Consider the following 22,960-nt stretch of genomic DNA (forward strand, 5'->3'; position numbering starts at 1 on the left):
TGGTTAAACTTGTTCCACTACTTAATACTGATCCAAGTCAATGGATCAAATGGCTTGCCCTTGTGTCTGAGTTCAAAGTATAAACCTGATTGACTGTTTCCGCCGCTATTACCAACTACGGCAATCGTATCGCCACCTCTGACTTTCTCTCCTGCGCGCTTGGTCAATGTATCATTGTGTCCATATAGACTCATATAATCGTTGCCATGATCGAGAATAATGAAATTTCCAAAACCGCGTATCCACTCTGCGAAGACGACCTGTCCACCAGCAATTGCCTTGACCTCATTACCATCGGCTGCTCGAATAAACAGCCCATTCCACTTAATCCCCCCACCTTCACGTGGACTGCCGAAACGGTTGATAAGTTCCCCTCGCACCGGCAAGCGCAGTTTTCCTTTCAGGGAAGCAAATGAATTATTCCGAGCAGTAGCTGACGGCAGCTGGCTGTTATGCAGTATGACTGTTCCAGAAGATTTTTCCGGAACAACTGTTTTTTTTTGAACCAGTTGACGGTTAAGTCTTTTGATGAGGTCTGCTAAGTGCTGTTCATCCTGCTTAAGCCTGGATAATGTTTTATGTTTCTGATCGGTTTCACGTGACAGTGTTGTCAATAAATCTGCATGCTTTGCTTTTTCCGTTGCCAGTAATTGCATTTGTTCAAAATATTCCTGCTGCGATCGTTGGAAGTTATCACGTTGACTGGCTTGATTTAGAATTAAATTGGCCAGTTGTTCGTGTAAATTACGCAATTCGTCAATATGTGCAGAACGAGACTGTGCTAAATAACGATAATAGTAGAGTTTGCGTGTAATTTCGTCAGGGTTTCTCTGCTTGAGGAATAATGATAAGTAATCCGATTTGCTAATCAGGTTCTGGAAGTAAAGCAATTTCCCCAACTGTATTTGCTTGGCCAGCATTTCGCTGCGAAGCAGTTCGGAAGACCGTTGCAGCCTGGCAGACTCATTGCTAATTTCGGATTGCTGTTGTTTCAAATGCAGAATCTTGTGTTGAATGCTACTAATTAGGTGTTCAATATCACGCAAGGTGTTTGCAGTCTTGCTTTTGGTAGCTTCTTTGTCAGTTAATTCTTTCTGCAAACTTTTTATATGCGTTTGTACATCCTGCAATTGCTTCTGATTACCTTGGACAGTCTTGCTTTCAGCATACAGCCGAGTGGGGGCGGGAAGCCAGATGATTAACTGCAGCGAGATAATCACCTTAAGTAATTTCCGTGTTATCAGTGCCATCTGGTCGGGTGTCAAAAACTTTTTACCGTGCCCAAAGCTGAATAGGCTCCGGTCTGACGTCAGGCTTTCGCCTGACTGGCCACCGCATGCATCGCTTCCTCTATCTGCTCAGCATTACCAAGATAATAATTTCTGATTGGTTTAAGATTTTCCTCAAGTTCGTAAATGAGCGGAACTCCTGTAGGGATATTGTAATTCAGAATATCCTGATCTGATATTTGATCCAGATGTTTGACTAATGCGCGTAAGGAATTTCCATGTGCGACAATGATCACATTGCTCCCCCCTCTAATTTGGGGAGCAATGATTTCATTCCAATATGGTAAAAAACGTTCAACCGTGTCTTTGAGACTTTCAGCCAGTGGTATTTCATTTCTGGCCATTTTGCTATATCGCGGATCAAAACCGGGGTAACGCTCATCTTCCGTAGTGATTTCGGGTGGCCGCGTATCGTAGCTCCGCCGCCAGATCAGCACCTGTTCGTCACCGTATTGCCGAGCGGTCTCTGCCTTGTTCAGTCCTTGCAGCGCCCCATAATGACGTTCATTAAGTCGCCAGTTAAGTTTGATAGGTGTCCACATTCTGTCCATTTCATCTAAAGTAAGCCACAATGTTCGAATGGCACGCTTTAGAACGGACGTATAGGCCAGATCAAAGTTAAAACCATTGCTACGCAGTAGCTGGCCAGCTGCTTTAGCTTCGCCAATACCTTTTACTGTCAAATCAACGTCAGTCCATCCCGTGAAACGATTTTCCTGATTCCAGGTGCTTTCTCCATGACGCAGGAGAACAAGTTTTTTCATGTCAACCCTAGAAAAACGGTGCGCTTAAAAGATAAATTTACCAAGTCGTCATTTTATAATAATTTGATGCTTAAAGCAGCGTAACAGTGTTTAACAATTCAATTAACGGCTACATAGTCTAAATCTATAATATTCTTCACCCATTCTCAATCTTCATGTTCATTCAATAATTCATGCATATCCATATCTTAGGAATTTGTGGCACCTTCATGGGAGGGCTGGCTCTGCTGGCGCGCACGGCTGGCCATACCGTCAGTGGCTGTGACGCTAACGTGTATCCACCAATGAGTACTCAGCTTGCCGATCAAGGTATACACCTGATTGAAGGCTACGATGCAGCACAAGTCGAGCTGAAACCGGATTTGTTCGTGATTGGTAACGTTGTCATGCGCGGTAATCTTCTGATGGAGGCGATTCTGAACAATCATCTGCCTTACATTTCTGGACCGCAATGGCTTGCGCAGCATATCTTAGAGGGGAAATGGGTGTTGGCAGTTGCGGGAACGCACGGAAAAACTACGACCAGCTCTATGTTGGCATGGATACTTGAATATGCAGGGCTTGCACCAGGATATCTTATTGGGGGGGTGCCGGAAAACTTTGGATGGTCTGCACGCCTTGGCAATACGCGGGGTGAGTTACGAGATTCTCCATTTTTTGTTATCGAGGCAGATGAGTACGATACTGCTTTCTTCGACAAGCGTTCCAAATTCATTCATTATCAGTCCAAAACTGTAGTTCTAAATAATCTTGAATACGATCATGCGGATATTTTTCCAGATCTGGCTGCGATCGAGCGTCAATTTCATCATTTTGTGCGGACGATACCATCAAATGGCCTGATTGTCGCTAATGGGCGGGATGTCGCCTTGCAACGCGTATTGACGCAGGGCTGTTGGACAGCAGTGGAGTTATTTGATTCCCCTCAAGGTTGGCAAGTGTTGACAGGCATAGATCGATCGATACAGATTATTTTTCAGGACCAATTGCAAGGTACGCTGAACTGGGATTTATTAGGGAAGCATAACCGCTTGAACGCACTCGCAGCACTTGCCGCTGCGCGTCACGCCGGCATCCCTGCGGCTGTTGGAATTGAAGCGTTGACAAATTTCAAGAATGTCAAGCGCCGTATGGAATATCGTGGCACTGTTAACGGTATTCAAGTTTACGACGATTTTGCACACCATCCCACCGCTATTCAGACTACTTTGGCAGGCTTGCGTGAAAAGGTCGGAGTATCACGTATTATTGCCGTACTGGAGCCACGATCCAACACCATGAAATCCGGCGTTTGGCAGGATAGTCTGGCAAAAAGCCTGATACAGGCTGACAGGGTTTTCTGCTATACCAACCAGCTCGGGTGGGATGTGCATAGTGCGTTGGCAACTCTGGGTGAGAAGGTCAGCACACATGATCATCTGCAGCAGATGATCGATTCAATCGTCTCCATGACGCGTGCGGGTGATCATATTGTTGTCATGAGCAATGGCAGCTTTGGGGGGTTGCATGACAAATTACTTGTTAGTCTCGGACGGCACGCCATGGCATAAGTGTAGTCGAAAATATTCTTTGGATATTGATGATAATATAGTTGTCAGTCTATTGTTTTATTTGGCTATATAACCGCCATTATCCTGTTTGGAGCTACCCGGAAAATAATTTGACATGGATCTGGTCCATTTGCGGCTACTCTTCCTTGCGCAACTGCGGAAACAAAATAACATCGCGAATACTGGGGGCGTCGGTGAGTAGCATTACCAGCCGGTCGATACCGATACCTTCTCCCGCAGTCGGCGGTAGACCGTATTCAAGTGCCTGGATATAATCGTTATCATAGTGCATGGCTTCGGCATCACCTGCATCCTTTGCTTTTACCTGCTCCTGAAAACGTGCTGCCTGATCTTCCGGGTCATTCAGCTCGGAAAATCCATTGGCAATTTCACGTCCGGCAATATAAAGCTCGAACCGGTCGGTGATGGCGGGATTGGCATCGCTGCGGCGTGCCAGCGGCGAAACCTCGGCGGGATAGTCAATAATGAATGTTGGCGCAAACAATAAATGTTCAGTGGTTTCATCAAACAACGATAACTGCAATCCACCAATGCCATCTTCCGTACGAATAGTGACACCGCCTGCCTGCAGCGTTTGAATCAGAAAATCCCGATCATTGAGTTGTGTTTCGGAAAACTGCGGATGATGCTTCAGGATAGCCTCAATGACGGTCAGGCGATCGAATGGTGCGGCCATGTCAATGGTTGTTCCCTGATAGGTAACTTGGTTGACTCCGAGTACTTTTTGTGTAACTTGCCGCAGCAGCAGCTCGGTTAGATCCATTAGATAATGGTGGTCCTGGTAGGCTTCGTAGAATTCCAGCATTGTGAACTCCGGGTTATGCCGGGTCGAGATACCTTCGTTGCGGAAATTGCGGTTAATTTCAAACACCTTTTCCATGCCTCCCACTACCAGGCGTTTCAGATACAGCTCGGGGGCGATACGCAGATAAAGCGCCATGTCCAGCGCGTTGTGATGTGTGATGAATGGTCGCGCGCTGGCACCTCCTGGAATGGGGTGCATCATTGGTGTTTCCACTTCCAGATAACCGCGTTCAACAAAAAACTGACGGGTGGCCTGGATAATTTTTGAGCGGATAGTAAATACCTTGCGTGTTTCTTCACTGCTGATCAAATCTAGATAGCGCTGCCGGTATTTACTTTCCTGATCTGTCAATCCGTGGAATTTCTCCGGAAGCGGGCGCAGTGATTTGGTCAACAAGCGAAGATTGGTCACCCGAACGGATAGTTCGTTGGTTTTGGTTTTGAATAATGTTCCTTCTGCGCCGAGAATGTCGCCGAGATCGAAATGCTTGAAGGCCTCATGTGTCATTTCGCCGGTATGATCATTCGACACATACAGCTGAATCTGCCCGCTCATGTCCTGAATTATGGCAAAGCTGGCCTTGCCCATCACCCGCTTGAACAACATCCGCCCGGCAACCTTGACCTTTACGGGAGTTTCTTCCAGGGCTTCCTTGGAGGAATGATCATATTTTTCATGGAGTGCGCTTGCAAGACTGTCCCGTCGGTAATCATTCGGAAAGGCGTTTCCTTGTGCGCGCAAGGCGGCAAGTTTAGCGCGTCTTTCCTGGATGAGGTGATTTTCATTATGGATAGTGCTGGTTTGATTTTCTGGTGTCATGTTAATCGGGTTTGTTATTGATATAAAAAATTCGCCTAAATACGCAAGGCGCATACACTCCGGCCTTGTTACCAGACTTGGCGGCAGCGTGTATTATAGTTGCATTGTTCATCTAACAATCAGTCGAGAAAATACATAGTGAATACGAGCTCAACTCCTACCCATTTCATCAAAAACATCATCGATGAGGACAACCGTAGTAGAAAATGGAATGGGCGTGTCGAAACGCGCTTTCCCCCGGAACCAAATGGCTATCTACATATTGGCCACGCGAAAAGTATCTGCTTGAATTTCGGACTTGCTATCGAGTATGACGGTGTCTGTCACTTACGCTTTGACGATACCAATCCGGAAAAAGAAGCGCAGGAATATGTCGAGGCAATTATGGAATCCATTCGCTGGCTGGGATTCGACTGGGGTGAACATCTTTATCATGCTTCCGACTACTTCGACAAGCTATATGAATTTGCCGAATATCTGATTCAGCAGGGAAAAGCCTATGTCGAAAGCCTGCCATCGGAAGAAATCCGCCGTCTGCGCGGCACATTGACCGAACCTGGTATCAATAGTCCATACCGGGGACGTTCAGTTACAGAAAACATTGATCTGTTTCAGCGTATGCGTGCCGGTGAGTTTCCGGATGGGGCGCATGTGCTGCGTGCAAAAATTGATATGGCTTCTCCCAATATCAATCTACGTGACCCAGTCATTTACCGTATCCGTCATGTTCATCATCAGCGCACTGGCAACAGGTGGTGCATCTATCCGATGTACGATTTTACGCATTGTATTTCGGATGCGCTGGAACGGATTACGCATTCCCTGTGCACACTGGAATTCGAGGATCATCGACCCTTGTATGACTGGGTGCTGGATCAGCTGACAGATAAAGTTCCCTGCCATCCGCAGCAGATCGAGTTTGCCCGCCTCAATTTGACTTACAGCATCATGAGTAAACGCAAAATGATCGATTTGGTCGAGAATGGATTGGTCAGTGGCTGGGATGATCCGCGCATGAACACATTAGCCGGATTGCGCCGTCGCGGCTATACTCCTTCCGCCATCCGTCTTTTTGCCGAGCGTATCGGTATCAGCAAGGCCGATTCCTGGATTGACATGACTTTGCTGGAGGATTGTCTGCGTGAAGATCTCAATGAGCGTGCACTACGCCGGGTCGCGATTCTCGATCCAGTACGGCTCGTCATTGACAATTTCCCAGAAATTCTGGAAGAAAGCTGCCGCGCACCCAATCATCCTCAAAAGCCGGAACTCGGCGAGCGTACACTCTTTCTTACAAAAGAGCTCTATATCGAGCGTGAAGATTTCATGGAAATTCCGAGTAAAGGTTTTTTTCGACTTACCCCGGGCAAGGAAGTGAGGTTACGTTATGGCTACATCATCAAATGTACCGATGTTGTCCATAATGAAAAAGGCGAAATCAAATCCATTCACTGCGTCTATGATCCCAATACCAAAAGCGGTACAACAGGAGCCGACAGCAGAAAGGTCAAAGGCAACATTCACTGGTTATCGGCCAAACACGCGCATCCGGTGCAGATCAGACTGTACGACCGGCTATTCAGCGACCCGCATCCCGATACTGAACAGAAGGATTATAAAAAAACGCTCAATCCGTATTCAAAGCAGATTATTACCGGTTTTGTTGAACCCGCCCTGTTGGATACGCTGCCGGAACAATGCTTCCAGTTTGAGCGTAACGGTTATTTTGTCGCCGATCGCATCGAGTCAACTCCGGGAAAACCAATTTTTAATCGGGCGGTTTCATTGCGCAATACCTGGGCAAAATAGTTAGCTAGCAGAAAATCCGTCAGATCAGAATATTTTACCAGACTGCATGTCTTAACTTCCCTTGTTGTTAACTGCACGACAAATTTGAATATGTGTACAAAGGTTGATGGGAGAACAAATACTATGTCGGATTTTTCATTGATAAATAGCGAAAATACAACGCCTGGAGCAGAAATTCTTTTTTATGAAGTATCCAAATACTTCAAATCAAACGATATGGTGTTGTTGCGTAATGCGTATCTATTCAGTCAAAGCGCGCATTCCGGCCAATTCAGAAAATCCGGCGAGCCTTATATATCTCATCCGGTCGCGGTGGCTGGCATACTCTGCGAATTGCATCTTGACGCAGTAACCTTAGCTGCCGCACTGCTGCACGATGTGGTTGAAGATACCGGCATAGCCAAGGAAGAAATAAGCGAGCGTTTCGGCGCACCCGTTGCCGAGCTGGTGGATGGAGTTTCCAAGCTTGAAAAAATTGAGTTTGAGACTCAGGCTGATATGCAAGCGGAAAATTTTCGCAAAATGCTGTTGGCGATGGCACAGGATGTGCGTGTGATTCTGATCAAACTGGCAGATCGTCTGCACAATATGCGCACACTGGAAGTCATGAGCTCGGAGAAACAGCAGGATATCGCGCAGGAAACCCTGGAAATATATGCGCCCATCGCACATCGACTCGGCCTGGAGAATATGCACCAGGAATTACAAGAGCTGAGTTTTCGTTTTTCTTACCCGAATCGCTACAAGGTATTAGAAAAAGCAACCAGGGCTGCGCGCGGCAATCGTCGTGAAGTGGTTGGCAAAATTCTGGACGCCATCAATCAGCGCCTTGAGGAAGATGGGGTGGGGGCGGTGGTCAGTGGCCGGGAAAAGCATTTGTACAGTATCTATAAGAAAATGGTGGAAAAGCAGCTCAGTTTTTCTGACGTACTCGATATTTACGGTTTCCGTGTGCTCGTCAAGCGAGTTTCAGATTGCTATGTTGCGCTGGGCGTGCTGCATGGATTGTATAAACCAATTCCCGGAAAATTCAAGGACTACATTGCTATCCCGAAAGCAAATGGGTATCAGTCATTGCACAGCACGTTACTGGGTCCTTATGGCTTGCCGATAGAAATACAGATACGCACACATGAAATGCACCATATTGCGGAAATTGGTGTCGCTTCGCATTGGCTTTACAAGGCGAATGAAAGTGGTGTCAATGATCTACATCTGAAGGCAAATCAGTGGATGAAAAGCTTGCTGGAAACCTTGAGCGAATCCTCCAATTCTTTGGAATTTCTCGAACACCTCAAAGTAGATCTGTTTCCAAGCGAGATTTATGTTTTTACGCCGCAAGGCAAGATTCTTGCTTTGCCCAGAGGCGTAACAACTGTCGATTTTGCCTATGCTGTTCATACTGATGTTGGTAACCGTTGTGTGGCTGCTAAAATTAATGGCGAGAGTGTACCGCTACGAACTCATTTAAAAAGTGGTGATCGTGTCGAGATTGTCACGGCCAATACAGCCAAACCGAATCCCTCATGGTTATCTTACGTTGCTACTGGTCGGGCGCGTTCCAGTATTCGCCATTTCTTGCGTACCATTCAATTTGATGAATCCATCAAGCTTGGAGAACGCCTGTTGAATCAGGCGTTAAGAAGCTTTGGTGCTGATCCAGAGACAGTCAATGAGGCGTATTGGGAAAAGTTATTACGAGATAGCGGGGTAAAGTCGAAGCAGGATCTGCTGGCGGATATTGCACTTGGCAAACAGCTTGGTACGGTTATTGCCAAGCGCCTGTTAATGCCTGAAGAATCGATTGCAAGAACACAAGGTAAATCCTCTATCACCATTCTCGGAACCGAGGGTATGGCTGTCAAATTTGCTAAGTGCTGTTTCCCCATCCCTGGGGATGGTATCGTGGGATTAATCAAAAAAGATCAGGGTTTGATTATTCATACGCAGGACTGCCCGACCGTTGCGCAAAACAGTAAGCAGGACAATCAGCTCGATGTTGAGTGGGGTCCGGAAATTGAACGGGTATTTCCGGTAAGTATCAATATGGCCGTGGTCAATCGTAGTGGAGTACTGGCGCGGGTTACCACTGAAATTGCTAAAGCCGGATCTAATATTGACGATATCCGTCTGGAGAGCGATGATGATTATACCGTGATGCATTTTGTCATCCAAACCAGAGACCGCAAGCACCTTGCCCATATTTTTCGTGAATTGAAGCATATCAATGAAGTGGTCAAGATTAGTCGCAGTAAAAATTCGTAACCGATTACTCAGGGTGTGTCGCAAATGAATGTAAATAGTCAAGCACTGGATTTTACGTCGCCTGGCGCGATCCCCCCAGATCCGTCCGACGTGATTAAGCGAATCATGGGAGAAACAACAACAACAATGCAAGTTCTTGAAAAATTGCTTGAAAACGAGTTGGTGCAAGATCCGGTCGGCTGGAAATTACTGGCGATGTTTTATGTGGTGAATGATCGCACCGACGATCTAAACAAAATTGATGAGCAGTATCATAAAGTATTTGGCTCTTCGCTATTTATGGATTTTGGGCAGCAAATACCGCAATGGTGCAGCATTAAAAATCCGCTTTGCCTGAAAATACCAGAGAAAATTACTGCACAATCCTTGCCGGACATATCGATTATTCAGGATGCCTGTCAATCACCGGCCGGTGCCGAACTGGATTTTTCCGGGGTCAGAGAAATCAATAGCGATGGACTGGCAGTACTGGCACAGTTTTTTACTACGTTATCCTGTGCAGGTGTTTCTCCAGATATCAAGGGAGCGGCACGTTTTATCACGAGTATGGAGAAAAGCGCGACCAGCAGCCAGGGCACCCGGGCGATGTGGGAAGTTTTATTCGCTTATGACCGTTTTTGCAATAACAAGGAAATATTTGAGGATCGAGCAATCAAGTTTGCAATCCGCTTCGGCATTTCCCCTCCCTCCTGGGAATAGTTTTATCTGCTTGAATTAAGGCTAAATTAGCGGTAGGCTAGTTACGCAAGCAATATGCACCTTGGAATATCAAGGTGATCGTGTAAAATCGGCAATGTAAAAAAATCATTCTGTCAGAAAAGCGTTGATGAAGAATTTGCCGGTTTTTATTTGGAATTCGGAATATAAGATGAGGGTAGAAGCTGCCTGAATTGATGCCAGGGTAGTCGAGAGCACAAATTATTTCCAGGTTTTAATTTGCATTCCCCACTGCCTGAAATTGAGTCCAGTTTCCAGGAATTGGATTTTTCAGGAGCAACTGAATATTTCTATTAATCTCTTCGGTTGAAACATTTACTCACAGAAATTGTGCCGGTAGTCGTCACGTATAACCCTGCTGAACCCACATTGACTGCAAATCTTACTGCATTGCTCTCTCAGGTTCAGTACGTTGTTATTGTAGATAATGATTCAACTTGTGATGTCGCTGATATCATCGGGCACCTTGATAAAAAGCAACACGATAGAATCAACCTGATTAAGTTGCAACACAACGACGGTTTAAGCAGTGCCTTCAATATCGGCATAGCCTCGGCACACAAACTCAACGCTGCCTTTGTGTTGCTAATGGATCAGGATAGTATTCCAGAATCAGATATGGTCAAAAAGTTACATGATGCATATTTTCATCTGGAAAACCAGGGTATCTCAGTTGCTGCTGTCGGACCGCGCTATCGAAACCCGGTATCGGGACAGCTTTCACATTTTGTGCGCGCTAATCGATTCAGACTGACACAGGTATTATGTCACGAAGACAGAACCGACTATCCACGTGCGGATTTCCTAATTTCCTCCGGAATGCTCATTGCTATTCGAACATTAGACAAAGTGGGCGATATGGATGCAAAGCTTTTTATCGATCATATCGATACTGAATGGTGTTATCGGGCACAATCCAGCGGTTTTTCTTTATACGGGGTATGTAACGCTTTCATGCAGCATACCTTGGGTGACAAACAAATTCGTATTTGGTGGGGGCGCTGGCGGAATATTCCGTTCCATCAACCTTTCCGGTATTACTATATTTTTAGAAATAGCTCATTACTCTGGCAACGTACCTACATGCCTGTCGCCTGGAAACAAGCCGACATGCTGCGTATCTTGTATATTCTGCTCTTCTTTACACTATTTTCCTCTAACCGCATTGCTAACTTACGCATGATGATTAAAGGCCTATGGGACGGGCTCAATAACCGTTCCGGCAAACTTTGATTCGCTATATTTAGATAGCCCGAATTCCCTGTGGGTCTACTGTGGTGTGTTCTTTTTTATGAATAGATTAAATTTGGAAAATCAAATCTACTTTCTGTTGTTACCATGAGCGCACATGTCATTCGCGCTACCGAGCTTGGCAAATGCTACCACCTGTATGCGCAACCCAGGGATCGTTTGAAGCAATTTTTCTGGCGAGGTAAGCGGAATTTTTTCAGGGAATTATGGGCATTACAAAAATTGGATCTATTGGTTGCGCCAGGAGAAGTGGTTGGGATCGTTGGTCGCAATGGATCCGGAAAATCCACACTGTTGCAGCTCATCTGTGGGACGTTGACGCCAACCTGTGGGGAAATAACCATTAATGGCAGGCTGGCAGCCTTGCTTGAGCTGGGAGCAGGTTTCAACCCTGATTTTACCGGTCGTGAAAATATCTGGATGAACGCAACCATTATTGGACTTACCCAGCAGGAAATCGGTGAACGAATAGAATCGATGATCAGCTTTTCTGGGATCGGAGATTTTATAGATCAACCAGTCAAGACCTATTCAAGTGGTATGTATGTACGGCTTGCTTTCTCCATTGCCATCAACACGGCCCCGGATATTCTGGTTATTGACGAAGCCCTATCCGTTGGTGATGGGTCATTTGCCAGAAAATCCTTTGAACGCATCATGCAATTGCGCGACATGGGTAAAACAATTTTATTTTGTTCTCATTCCTTGTTTCAGGTTGAATCATTATGTAATCGTGCTATTTGGTTAGATCGGGGAAAATTGATGGCCGAGGGAGAAGTTAAGTCAGTAGTAACGGCTTACCAATCTTTTCTGGACAAAGAATACACAAAAGAAGATGTGACTGGTGTTTCGGAGTTATCAGCAGAAAATAAGCCGACAATGTCCACTTCAGATAATGCCATGTCTGGTCACGCGCACCTTAAGAGTGTAGAGGTGACAGTTGACGGCGAATGTTGTAGCCATGCTATCGTCAGTAGCGGACAATCTACGCTTTCAGTTTCAGTCAGTTTTGTTTCTGACCCCGATATCCCCTGCCCAACCGTGGGGGTCACGCTTCACTCAATGGACGGCAGGGTGCTAACCAGTGCGGGAACTTTCGATGACAAGATTGTTTTATCGCGTACAGCTAACGGTAGCGGCCTGGTTTCTTTGGTTATTAATAAGTTGCCGCTTCTGAAGGGGAAATATATGATTAGTGCCTTTTTGCTTTGTGAGCGTGGCATTCATTTATATGATTCGGCCTTGAGTATCGCCACGATACGCGTCCAGCAACGAGGTCGATTACAGGGATACTTTGCGCTTGCACACCAATGGATTTTAAATGATGAAATATAATGTGCTCAAATTTGAGCAGAGTTCATATCAGGCAACACCGAATGCTTATTCTGTGGCGAGTTTCCATACGATGAACTCACCAGATATCGAACTGGTGAATAGCAAAAACCTAGTATTCCCATTAAATGTATACGCTCATGTGTTGCTGCTGGAAACCGGACAGGTAGATGCTTTGCACTATGGTCTTTTCGAGAATAGTGAAGCTACTATTCCGCAAGCACAACATTATGCAACGAACTTGCTATTGTCACATATTCCTGATGCAACAAAACGGATTTTAGAGGTTGGCGTGGGACTGGGAACAACGTTTGTTAAGTTGAAGTTGCGAGGCCATCAAATACATGGCATCACGCCTGATTCTGCACAAATAGCCATCTTGAACAAGCGGTTTGGTGAGGACCTGTCCGTTGATTGCCAGCGTCTCGAAGACTTCAAAGCCAGTCCGGAGAGTTTTGATCTCATGCTGTTTCAGGAGTCTGCACAGTACATTGAGCCATTGGAAATTTTCAATCAAGCATTGGATTTACTGCCGATTGGCGGCGATATCCTGATCATGGATGAGTTTTCATTGCGTCGTGAAGAAACGGGTAGTGAAGGACTACACTCACTGCACGATATGATCCGGTTGGCTGAAAGAATGGGTTTCAAGCTGACAGAGCAGATAGATTTGTCTACTATGGCTGCACCGACCTTGGCGCACCTGCTACGATTGACCGCAAAGTTCAGGGATTCCCTAGTGTCAGAGCTATCGCTGGATAGCGAATCATTGGAAAAACTGGATGAATCCAACAAAAATTATCAACGTAAATATGCTGATGGTTTGTTCGGCTACGTCTTGCTCAAATTCAAAAAAACCTTGATTCCCAAATGGCGCGTGGGAATACTGAATGACAGGCACACTCCGGAAATGCAGCAATTGTTCAGTGGAACTTTCGGTCATGACATGTCTCTCCAGATGTGGCACTGGAAGTATGGGCAGAATGGCAACCGGGCGCTGGGGGTTTGGCGGAATGACCGCTTGATCGCACATTATGGAGGCATGCTTCGTGTTGTTTTACTATTTGGGCAAATCATAACCGCTGTTCAGATTGGTGATGTCATGGTTGATTCAAATGAACGAGGCATTCTGACTCGAAGAGGCCCTTTTTTTCTCATGGCGGCGACCTTTCAGGAAAATTATGTGGGCTTCGGCAAGCCAATTTTGACGGGTTACGGTTTTCCAAACGATCGCGCCATGCGCGTTGCCGAACGCCTCGGGCTTTATTCCAGGGTTGGCAGTATGGTGGAAATTGAATGGCGACCAAAACCAGAAACACCCCACTTGTTAACACAGATTAATGAAATCGACGCACAACACGCTATCTGGCAAACGACAGTGGTTGACGATCTCTGGCAGAAAATGGCGGCTGAATTTAAAGACGCAATCATTGGTGTGCGGGACAGCGCCTACTTGCGTTGCCGTTATCTGGACCACCCCCACCATGATTACCAGCTATTGCTGGTCATTGGCCGTATCGACCGGCAGGCCCGTGGCCTGATCGTATTGCGACATGATTCGAATGAAACCGAAATCATGGATTTGATTGGCCCGTTACGGGCGATACCGCTGATGATCGCGCATGCCAGGAGAATAGCTGGCGTTCATCAAAAAAGGCGCTTATTTATCCGTATTCCCAAAAATTTTGCACCACATTTTACCAAAACAGGGGGTAGTAGGATCGGGCAGGAAATTCCTATTCCCGCGCCGACCTGGAGTCATGGCTTGTCTTCGGAAAAATTACGGGACCTTTGGTGGTTAACGGGTGGCGATATGGACTTTAGATAAAAATCAAAATCGATATCGTCTTGCCAACCCTTATCAAGTGATTGCGAAGGACATGTATTGGTGCAGACTCTTCATCCTGGCGATGAAGTATTCGATTGTAGCTGGGTAATTGAGCGTCACGTGATTAATGTTGAAACGATACAAGTGAAATTGTTACGGGCAGAATTTTTGATACTGTTGGCAAGTTTATTATGTAAGTGTCTGATTATAAAGTAAAGCAAAACCGATCCATAATTGAGATTATTTTGGAAGATACACTCGTTCCTTTTCAGGCTATTGCTCATATTCCTTGCACATACGCTCTCGTATTTGCCCCTCATCCAGATGATGAGGTATTCGGTTGCGGCGGGGCCATTATGCGTCACGTTGAACAAGGTGTTCCTGTTCGCGTCATTCTGGTATCCGATGGTACGCATGGCGTAAGTGAAGAGGATATAACTGAGTATACCCTGCAACGCCAGAATGAAAGCATCGCCGCCGCTCGTATCCTTGGCTATGGCACTCCTATTTTCTGGCATTACCAGGACCGGCAAGTCTGTTATAGCGAAAAACTGATATGGAAAATTTCAAAAGCCATTCGTGAAACGGGTGCTGATCTGGTTTACGCGCCATCGATTTTTGAGATGCACCCGGATCATCGAGCACTGGGAATGGCCGTTATCGAAGCAATCAGGAGAATAGGCAAGACAGTATGTGTCGCACTGTATGAAGTAGGTATGCCTCTTCGTCCCAATCGATTGCTTGATATCAGTGATCTGGTCACACGTAAAACGGCTGCTATGGAATGTTTTGTGTCTCAAAATGCAAAACAACGTTATGACCTGCATATCGCCGCACTCAATCGTTATCGTACTTATACCTTGTCCGCCAGCGTAACAGCAGCAGAAGCCTATATCCTGATCCCTGCTGAAGAGTTATCCCATGATCCGATCAAACTTTATCAGTCGGAACATGCTCGTCAGAAAGCTTTGGGGCTGGTTATGGACAGTAGCGATCTACCGCTCGTCAGCGTCATTATTCGCAGTATGGATCGCCCGACATTATCTGATGCATTAGACTCAGTTGCTCTGCAGACTTATCCAAATATTGAGGTAGTAATAGTAAACGCGAAGGGAGGAGATCATCGTGAATTTGGAGAATGGTGCGGCAGATTTCCGCTTCGGATATTCAGTACTGGCAGACGATTAAAGCGCAGCCTTGCGGCAAACTTCGGCCTGGACTCTGCCAGTGGCGAATACTTTATTTTTCTGGATGACGACGATCTTTTCGATCCAGACCATATTGCCAATCTGGTCGAAACCTTAAAAAACTCAAAGAGTTGCTCAGTTGCTTATGCAGGAGTGCGGGTCGAAGGCGAGACGGGAGTAATTTCCGGAATCTACAACCAAACCTTTGCAGCAGCCCGCTTTATGGCTGGAAATTTTATTCCCATCCATGCCGTGCTCTTTAAGCGCGATCTTGTTGCACAAGGCTGTAGATTCGATGAGAATTTTGACAGCTATGAGGATTGGGATTTCTGGCTTCAAGTTGCCCGTCAAACTGACTTTGCCCATACGGCAAAGGTAAGTGCTGTCTACCGTGCGCAACTGGGTAACTCGGGCATGTCGCAGCCCTTAGCGCATAATTTACAGCTGCAGCGCTTATCTCGGCTGAAAGTATGGAAGAAATGGTGGCACAAATGGACAATCGAAGATTTTGATTGCCTTGTAACAGATTTTCACCAACAACTCGTCTTGCTGCAGCAGCAGTTGGGAAGTTCCGTCCATTCCGAAAATGAATTGCGGCGCTTGCTCGAAGAAAAGGAACGATTACAAGCCGAGCACGAAGAGCGAATCGCTACGCTTAACCAAACGGCGTCCGAGCGCAATGAGCAGATTATGCAACTGAGATCCACTATTATAGAAATTTTTGATTCAAGAAGTTGGAAGCTGACAGCACCTATTCGTTTTTTTAGCCGAACAACACGAAAAATTTTGCAAAATGGAAAACCTGTTTCCCATTTAACCCTTCAATACTATCGCCGCGAATCAGGTTATAAACTCCTGCGACGTACTTTTAGCATCCTACGTAACGAGGGCCTAAATGGAATAAAGTGGCGTTTGAGGGCACTTCAAAAGAACCATGGGACAATAGCTACCGGATTAAAGGCTAAACCAGCAGCAAGATTAGAAAAACACAATTACCTGCCGCTTTCGACCATTGACATCACGAAATACGACTTTTTCTTCTTCGACGTATTTGACACAGCGATTATCCGTCTTTTTAAAAAACCAATTGATTTATTTGAATATATCTCGTTTAAAACACAAGATCCTGATTTTCATCTTAGGCGCGTCCAGCAGGAAGCAGAAACCCGGGAGCAGTATAAGGATCGCAAAGAAATAAGCATCTTTGAGATTTATAACAACTTGGCAAGTGATTCCATTGAAGAGGAAATTGCAGCAGAACTCAAATTCTGTGTGGCCAATCCGGAAGTATATGATTTTTATTCAAAGCTACTGAATGCAGGGAAGAAAATATATTTTGTCTCGGATATGTACCTGGACAGAGAGACTATCTCCAGGATTCTGAGTGAAAATAGATTTTGCACTTATGAAGATATGTATGTTTCATCGGAAGATGACCTCTTGAAGGGTGACGGAAGCAGATTTGAATGGCTGAAAAAGAATATTCCTGAAAGCGTAGGTTCTACAATTCACATTGGAGACAATCGCATTTCCGATTTTTTACAGCCGCAGGCCCATGGATTTGATGCATTCCATTTTATGGAGAGTAGTGCTTACTACCAGCAGGATTCATTCCTATATTCCAAAATAGAATTTCTTAATTCAAAACGCAGCTTGGGCCTGTCTTTTTTACTTTCTACTTTCCGGTACTGGAAATCAGGCTTTCACGATCAACCGCCTGATTATTGGAGGCAGTTCGGTTTTTTGTACGGCGGTGCGCTGATATCTGCTTTCTGCAGCTTTATCCATGAACAGCTTTCGAGAAAAAAATTATCGTGCGATAAAATCTTCTTTCTCGCGCGTGATGGCGACATCATGAGTCAAGTGTACCAATTGCTTTATGACGACGTACAAGCCGTATATTTAATGGCCTCTCGCCGCTGCATGAGTTTTCCATCGATCAAAAGTTTGACACAATCTGACGATGAAGACACGCTTAGGCTGTTCACGACCTCGATTGGTGTTGCCGGAGCGAAGGATGTTTTGGAAAGATTTTGCTATACCGATCTGTATAATCTGGAAGCGGATCTAGTCAAGATAGCTTCGGATCCACCGGCATGGACTGATCGAGACATACTCGCTTGCATTTTGCGAAATAAGAAATCGATCATGGAAAAAGTGGTGGCAGAGCGTGGTGTAATTCTTGACTATCTCACAGAGATGGGATTTTTCGATCAAGATGATATTGTTATCGTCGATGTGGGTTGGGGCGGGACCATACAAAACGCGCTCGATAAGTTGCTAGAGCTTGGCGGTTACGAGAAGTATCGCATACATGGTATTTATCTTGGGGTAAATGATCACGCGAAAAACAAGCAGGCCAAGACAGGTTTTCTGTTTAATGGAGATCAATTGCAGTTCGTCGAATACCTTAATTTGATCGAACTCATAACTTCGTCTCCCCAAAATGGCGTGGTTCGTATTGCTCATGTTAACGGCAATTTTATCCCTGTAACCGGAGCAATTAGCGAGCATGAAAAACAAAGGCAACTTGTTGCAGCGGAGATTCAGAAAGGCATACTCGATTTTGCACACTTGATAAAGAAGCGGGGCATCGACAATTTAGATTTCATTCGGGCAGAAGATTTCAAAGCATTGTTTGTGTCGTTACAAGAGCACGCTTCCGAAGAGGATGTTTTTCAGCTAGGGCAACTTAGGCATGCGGCGATGCTTGGTAACAACTATGAACAATATGTTTTAACGAAGTCTTGAACGCAGAAACTTCCGACCAATCATCCGTACTCATATTGCATGTTATGGATCATTGGACACTTGATTACATTGGTTGTTGACAACTTAAAATTGCACGCTCATTCAACCGGGTCTTTCAGCTAAAAGATTTTAAGCAACACTGGAAACACTTGGGCTTTGCCGGCGGATCATTACTGGGCAGCATTTTCCATTCTAGCATTTATTAAAAGGGTATGTATGGTATGCACGATGTGAAATTGGTGACGGCTTTTATTAATCCTGAAATGTACGGCAGTTTTTTTACATCTAATCCCAATGTAAATCGCTATGAGTTAATTGGCATCGATAACAGGCAACTTAATCGTGGTTTGCCCGTAATTTATAACGAAACAATTGAGAATCACATCGATGGTGATTGTTGGCTTTTTTTTGTTCACGAGGATTTCGAAATTAAGTGTGACATGAATGTCGTCAATGGTTTGGATCGCGGGTTCGTTTATGGCACTTTCGGCGTGAATTCCGAAAATGGCATACCCGTTGCGTATGGAAGACATGTGTGTAGCAATAAGGACGGGACTTGCGCTGTAGAAGCTGGAAAAGAAGTACTGGATACAGTCAAAGTGCAAACCCTCGATTCCCAGAGCATTTTGGTCCACACGTCGCTACTCTCTCAATATTCACTTCTGCGTTTTGATGAGAAACTGACATTTGACCTGTATGCAGAAGATTTTTGTATTAACGCCCAGGAATGGTATGGAATCGATGTGAAAGTATTTCCGCTTGGGTTTCAGCATTATTCACATGGAAAAGTGACGGAAAGATACCATGCAGGACTGCGCTATCTGGCAGAAAAATATCCTTCTATAGCCGTTGCCGGGAGTTGCTCTTTTATTGGTGGGAGGGCCAATGAATTGGAAAAAAAGTTTACGTACAACATACCCGCAAATCTGAATAGTAACAAAGCGATGAGCATTTCTGGTGCGATTAAGCGTTTTCCAAGACGTTTCAAATCATTTTTCTCACAATTCAAATAAAAGACTCCGAAAAAGCGTTGATACATCAGGCGGACATTTTTATTTTGTGTTGACAGGCTTACATAAATCTAGTCAATTTTGCTGTCAAGTCCATGCTCGGCGATTTCTGTCGCGCGTAATAGCGCTTTGGCCTTGTTCTGTGTTTCGATCCATTCATTTTGAGGAATAGAGTCCGCTACAATGCCTGCACCGGCCTGAATGTGCAGCCAGCCATCCTTGATCACGCCGGTACGTATCGCAATCGCTAGATCTAGATCACCGTTGAAGCCAAGGCAACCAACCGCACCGGCATAAATGCCGCGCTTAGAAATTTCCAGCTCATCGATGATCTGCATAGCGCGTACCTTTGGCGCGCCGCTGACGGTACCTGCAGGGAAAGTGGCGCGCAATACGTCGATGGCGTTCAAACCTGGTTTGAGCTTGCCTTCCACATTGGAAACGATATGCATGACGTGTGAATAATGCTCGATTTGCATGTTCTCGGTCACCTTGACCGTGCCGGTCTGTGCCACACGCCCGATATCATTGCGCCCGAGATCCATTAGCATGACGTGTTCCGCACGTTCTTTCGGATCAGCCAGCAGTTCTGCTGCCAGTGCTTGATCCTGCTCCGCATTTTGACCACGTGGCCGGGTTCCAGCAATGGGGCGAACGGTGACGGTATCGTTTTCCAATCTGACCAAGATTTCAGGCGAGGCGCCGACGATATGAAAATCTCTCAGATGATAATAAAACATGTACGGAGAAGGATTGAGGCTACGTAGCGCCCGGTACAACGCCAGCGGAGATGCTGAATAGGGTTTGCTGGTTCGTTGCGAAAGGACCACCTGCATGATGTCACCTGCGAGGATGTACTGCTTGGCTTTCTCCACCGCGGCGAGAAAATCCTGTTCGTGAAATTCACAGCTGGCGGGCTGGGAATCGCTCGGTTTTTCATCGGGAATCGGAAGCGCCTGGCGTAATTTGGCGAGCAGCTCCTTTAGGCGGCTGATGCCATGCTGATAGGCATCTTGTTGTGCCGGATCAACGTAGATGATGAGGTAGAGCTTGCCGGAGAGGTTGTCCACCACTACCACTTCTTCCGACAGCAGCAGTAAAATGTCTGGGGTGTGCAGTGTGTCAGGCCGCGCTTGCCCTGTCAGGCGGGGCTCAATGTAGCGTACACTGTCGTAGCCAAAGTAACCGGCCAGGCCACCACCAAATCGCGGTAGTTCGGCATTGGGCGCAACCTTGAATTTTGCAAGGAACGTTTCGATGTAATCGAGCGCATTATCAGTGTCGAACTTGCTGGTTACGTTATCTGAAACCGTTTGCACAAGATTATCATAAGCTTCGATACGGGTGCTGGCCGATAAGCCAATTACCGAGTAGCGTCCAAAACGCTCACCACCCACCACCGATTCCAGCAGGTAGGAGTAAGGCTGATTGGCGAGCTTGAGATAGACAGAAAGCGGGGTATCAAGATCGGCAAAGGTTTGCAGCACCAGTGGAATCCGGTTGTAACCCTGCAACGCCAGTGCCTTGAACTCGTTTTCAGTCAAACATTGGTTCATGAATGGTGATTATGGTTTGATGCGGTGATGGCTAGCATCCGTTTATTTGCCGATATTTCAACTGGAACGAGTAATACGTCCGGCTGCTTCGAGAATGGATCCGACGACAGCATCACAATTCAGCTCGTGTACATCGCGTCCTTCATTGTAACCATAGGGTACACAAAAAACATGACAGCCAGCCGCTCTCGCGGCGATGGCATCATTCAGCGAATCGCCGATTAGCAGCGCAGATTCGGGCGAAACACCAAACTGCTCACAGGCATGCAGCAGTGGCAGAGGGTCAGGTTTGCAGCGTGGCAGACTGTCACCAGACAGAACCAGCTCAAAATAATCCAGCAGGCCGGTTGCACGCAATAGCGGCAAGGTAAAAGCTTCTGCTTTATTGGTGACGCAGATCAGATGAAAGTTATTCTGTTTAAGCCGATCAAGCCCGGTGACAACATCAGCATAGGGGCGCGTATGGACATGCAGATGCCTGGCATAACAGCGCTCATAAATGGGTAGTGCCTGCGCGAACAGTTCCGAATCAGGTTCACCATCCAGACTGTTGGTCAATGTCCGTTTGACCAGCCGGGGCACTCCTTTGCCGATGAAATGTTTGATAGTCGATAGCGGCAGCGTTTCCTGCTGCAGCTCGCGTAACATCTCATTGGCCGCTTCCGCCAGATCTTCTGCGGTATCAAGCAGCGTGCCGTCCAGGTCGATAATAACGATCTGCACCGCTATCGGAAACTGTAGCGCGTCTGTTGTAGAACCATTTTGTGTATTCATGTGCATGGGTTCAAAAAAATTATGGAGCCACTTTGGCCAGTTCCGCACGCAGGGCGGCAATGACGCTATCGTAGCGGTGCGGATCACTATCCTTGCTTGCGCCAAAAATGGCGGAGCCCGCAACAAATGTGTCTGCGCCGGCACGCGCAATCTGCGCAATATTATCTACCTTCACGCCACCATCGATCTCCAGCAGGATGTTGCGACCACTGGCATCGATACGTTCTCGGGCGAGACGCAATTTATTCAGCGCTTCCGGAATGAAGGATTGTCCGCCAAAACCGGGGTTGACCGACATGATCAGCACCAGATCAAGCTTATCCAGCACGTGATCAAGATACGAAAGCGGCGTAGCCGGATTAAACACCAGTCCTGCCTTGCACCCTTGCTCCTTGATCAGCCCAATCGTGCGGTCAATATGGCGAGAAGCTTCTGGATGAAAAGAAATGATATTGGCACCCGCCTTGGCAAAATCCGGAATGATCCGGTCAACCGGTTCAACCATCAGATGTACATCGATGACCGCCTTGGTCAGCGGGCGGATAGCCTCGCAAACTAGTGGTCCGATAGTTAGGTTAGGTACATAATGGTTATCCATCACATCAAAATGAATGATGTCGGCGCCAGCATCAAGTACCTGGGTAATCTCTTCCCCCAGTTTGGCGAAATTGGCAGACAGAATGCTGGGTGCGATTTGAAACATGATTTTTGCCTCAAGTAAAAAGCGTCTATTTTAACTGTAATTTTGTCGGTGGCGGTAATAACAAGCAGGTACTGAAGTGGTATCTAAAAACTGGACAGCTTGTTAAGCTCTGCTATGGGCGCTATAGAGGATCATAATCATGAGCAAGAAACGTAGAAAACACTCCGGAGAATTCAAGGAAAAGGTAGCGCTGGCTGCGATACAGAAAGATGAAGCCACTCCCCAGCGGCAGCGCGATATGGAATACATTACTTACAGATTAATAGCTGGAAACGACAATTCATGACAGTTCATTGAATAGGCTAGGCGGACGAGTTGTTTTCCAGAAATACCAGTGTCAGCAAAGAGAACGGACAAGCCACAGATAATTTACACCGCGCTATCGGGTAGCTGACGGTAGAACGCGATTTTTTAGTCAAAAAGCTAGATCATTAAGCGCGGCGGAACGCAAGATGATGATTGTGCGCCTCGACAAACTAAACCATGTTCGCCATGCAACGTAGTGATGTTTCACCAAGGGATATTGATT

General features: G+C 46.2%; 16 protein-coding genes. 10 read left to right on the forward strand and 6 right to left on the reverse strand.

Going from position 1 to position 22,960, the window contains the following annotated elements:
• Positions 1–17: 17 nt before the first annotated feature.
• Both NSMM_RS06820 and gpmA read right to left on the reverse strand, forming a co-directional pair.
• A complete protein-coding gene (locus tag NSMM_RS06820) occupies positions 18–1,250 on the reverse strand; it encodes a murein hydrolase activator EnvC family protein (RefSeq protein ID WP_143001883.1) in 1,233 nt (410 codons plus the stop codon).
• Between the two features lie 59 nt (positions 1,251–1,309).
• Entirely contained in the window at positions 1,310–2,053 is a 744-nt protein-coding gene (gpmA, locus tag NSMM_RS06825) for a 2,3-diphosphoglycerate-dependent phosphoglycerate mutase (RefSeq protein ID WP_090285946.1), read from the reverse strand.
• A gap of 173 nt (positions 2,054–2,226) precedes the next feature.
• Here gpmA and mpl point away from each other — a divergent pair, with 173 nt between their 5' ends.
• On the forward strand, positions 2,227–3,603 hold the full coding sequence (mpl, locus tag NSMM_RS06830) for a UDP-N-acetylmuramate:L-alanyl-gamma-D-glutamyl-meso-diaminopimelate ligase (RefSeq protein WP_090285948.1): 1,377 nt from the start codon (positions 2,227–2,229) through the stop codon (positions 3,601–3,603).
• 136 nt (positions 3,604–3,739) lie between these two features.
• Here the strand turns inward: mpl and lysS are convergent, their stop codons facing one another.
• Positions 3,740–5,248, reverse strand: coding sequence for a lysine--tRNA ligase (gene lysS / locus NSMM_RS06835; RefSeq protein ID WP_090286308.1), 1,509 nt, complete (start codon positions 5,246–5,248; stop codon positions 3,740–3,742).
• Between the two features lie 138 nt (positions 5,249–5,386).
• Here lysS and NSMM_RS06840 point away from each other — a divergent pair, with 138 nt between their 5' ends.
• The 8 genes from NSMM_RS06840 to NSMM_RS06875 all read left to right on the forward strand — a co-directional run bounded on the left by NSMM_RS06840 (position 5,387) and on the right by NSMM_RS06875 (position 19,401).
• The gene (locus NSMM_RS06840; RefSeq protein ID WP_090285950.1) at positions 5,387–7,057 is read left to right on the forward strand and encodes a glutamine--tRNA ligase/YqeY domain fusion protein; all 1,671 of its coding nucleotides are present in this window, start codon (positions 5,387–5,389) and stop codon (positions 7,055–7,057) included.
• A gap of 123 nt (positions 7,058–7,180) precedes the next feature.
• Positions 7,181–9,322, forward strand: coding sequence for a RelA/SpoT family protein (locus NSMM_RS06845; RefSeq protein ID WP_090285951.1), 2,142 nt, complete (start codon positions 7,181–7,183; stop codon positions 9,320–9,322).
• 24 nt (positions 9,323–9,346) lie between these two features.
• Positions 9,347–10,021: a hypothetical protein gene (locus NSMM_RS06850; protein WP_090285953.1), complete on the forward strand. Its 675-nt coding sequence runs from the start codon at positions 9,347–9,349 to the stop codon at positions 10,019–10,021.
• Positions 10,022–10,345: 324 nt separating this feature from the next.
• Complete coding sequence (locus NSMM_RS06855) at positions 10,346–11,272, forward strand: glycosyltransferase family 2 protein (RefSeq protein ID WP_090285955.1); 927 nt, start codon at positions 10,346–10,348, stop codon at positions 11,270–11,272.
• Positions 11,273–11,377: 105 nt separating this feature from the next.
• Positions 11,378–12,625 (forward strand): ABC transporter ATP-binding protein, encoded by a 1,248-nt coding sequence (locus tag NSMM_RS06860; protein ID WP_090285957.1) that lies wholly within the window; start codon positions 11,378–11,380, stop codon positions 12,623–12,625.
• Positions 12,612–14,450: a bifunctional class I SAM-dependent methyltransferase/GNAT family N-acetyltransferase gene (locus tag NSMM_RS06865; protein WP_090285958.1), complete on the forward strand. Its 1,839-nt coding sequence runs from the start codon at positions 12,612–12,614 to the stop codon at positions 14,448–14,450. Before NSMM_RS06860 ends, NSMM_RS06865 begins: the two co-directional genes overlap by 14 nt.
• A gap of 245 nt (positions 14,451–14,695) precedes the next feature.
• A complete protein-coding gene (locus NSMM_RS06870; RefSeq protein ID WP_176753883.1) occupies positions 14,696–18,388 on the forward strand; it encodes a PIG-L family deacetylase in 3,693 nt (1,230 codons plus the stop codon).
• A gap of 221 nt (positions 18,389–18,609) precedes the next feature.
• A complete protein-coding gene (locus tag NSMM_RS06875; protein ID WP_143001884.1) occupies positions 18,610–19,401 on the forward strand; it encodes a hypothetical protein in 792 nt (263 codons plus the stop codon).
• Between the two features lie 68 nt (positions 19,402–19,469).
• Here NSMM_RS06875 and trpE read toward each other — a convergent pair whose 3' ends face one another.
• Genes trpE through rpe form a run of 3 tightly spaced genes read right to left on the reverse strand, consistent with a single transcriptional unit; the run spans position 19,470 to position 22,431 of the window.
• Positions 19,470–20,954, reverse strand: a complete 1,485-nt coding sequence (gene trpE / locus NSMM_RS06880; RefSeq protein ID WP_090285964.1) for an anthranilate synthase component I — start codon at positions 20,952–20,954, stop codon at positions 19,470–19,472.
• A gap of 57 nt (positions 20,955–21,011) precedes the next feature.
• Entirely contained in the window at positions 21,012–21,728 is a 717-nt protein-coding gene (locus tag NSMM_RS06885) for a phosphoglycolate phosphatase (RefSeq protein WP_090285965.1), read from the reverse strand.
• A gap of 19 nt (positions 21,729–21,747) precedes the next feature.
• The gene (gene rpe, locus NSMM_RS06890) at positions 21,748–22,431 is read right to left on the reverse strand and encodes a ribulose-phosphate 3-epimerase (RefSeq protein WP_090285967.1); all 684 of its coding nucleotides are present in this window, start codon (positions 22,429–22,431) and stop codon (positions 21,748–21,750) included.
• A 139-nt stretch (positions 22,432–22,570) separates the two neighbouring features.
• Here rpe and NSMM_RS15595 point away from each other — a divergent pair, with 139 nt between their 5' ends.
• The gene (locus tag NSMM_RS15595; RefSeq protein ID WP_176753884.1) at positions 22,571–22,717 is read left to right on the forward strand and encodes a hypothetical protein; all 147 of its coding nucleotides are present in this window, start codon (positions 22,571–22,573) and stop codon (positions 22,715–22,717) included.
• The last annotated feature ends 243 nt before the right edge of the window (positions 22,718–22,960 follow it).

The organism is Nitrosomonas mobilis (assembly GCF_900103035.1).
Classification (GTDB): Bacteria; Pseudomonadota; Gammaproteobacteria; order Burkholderiales; family Nitrosomonadaceae; genus Nitrosomonas; species Nitrosomonas mobilis.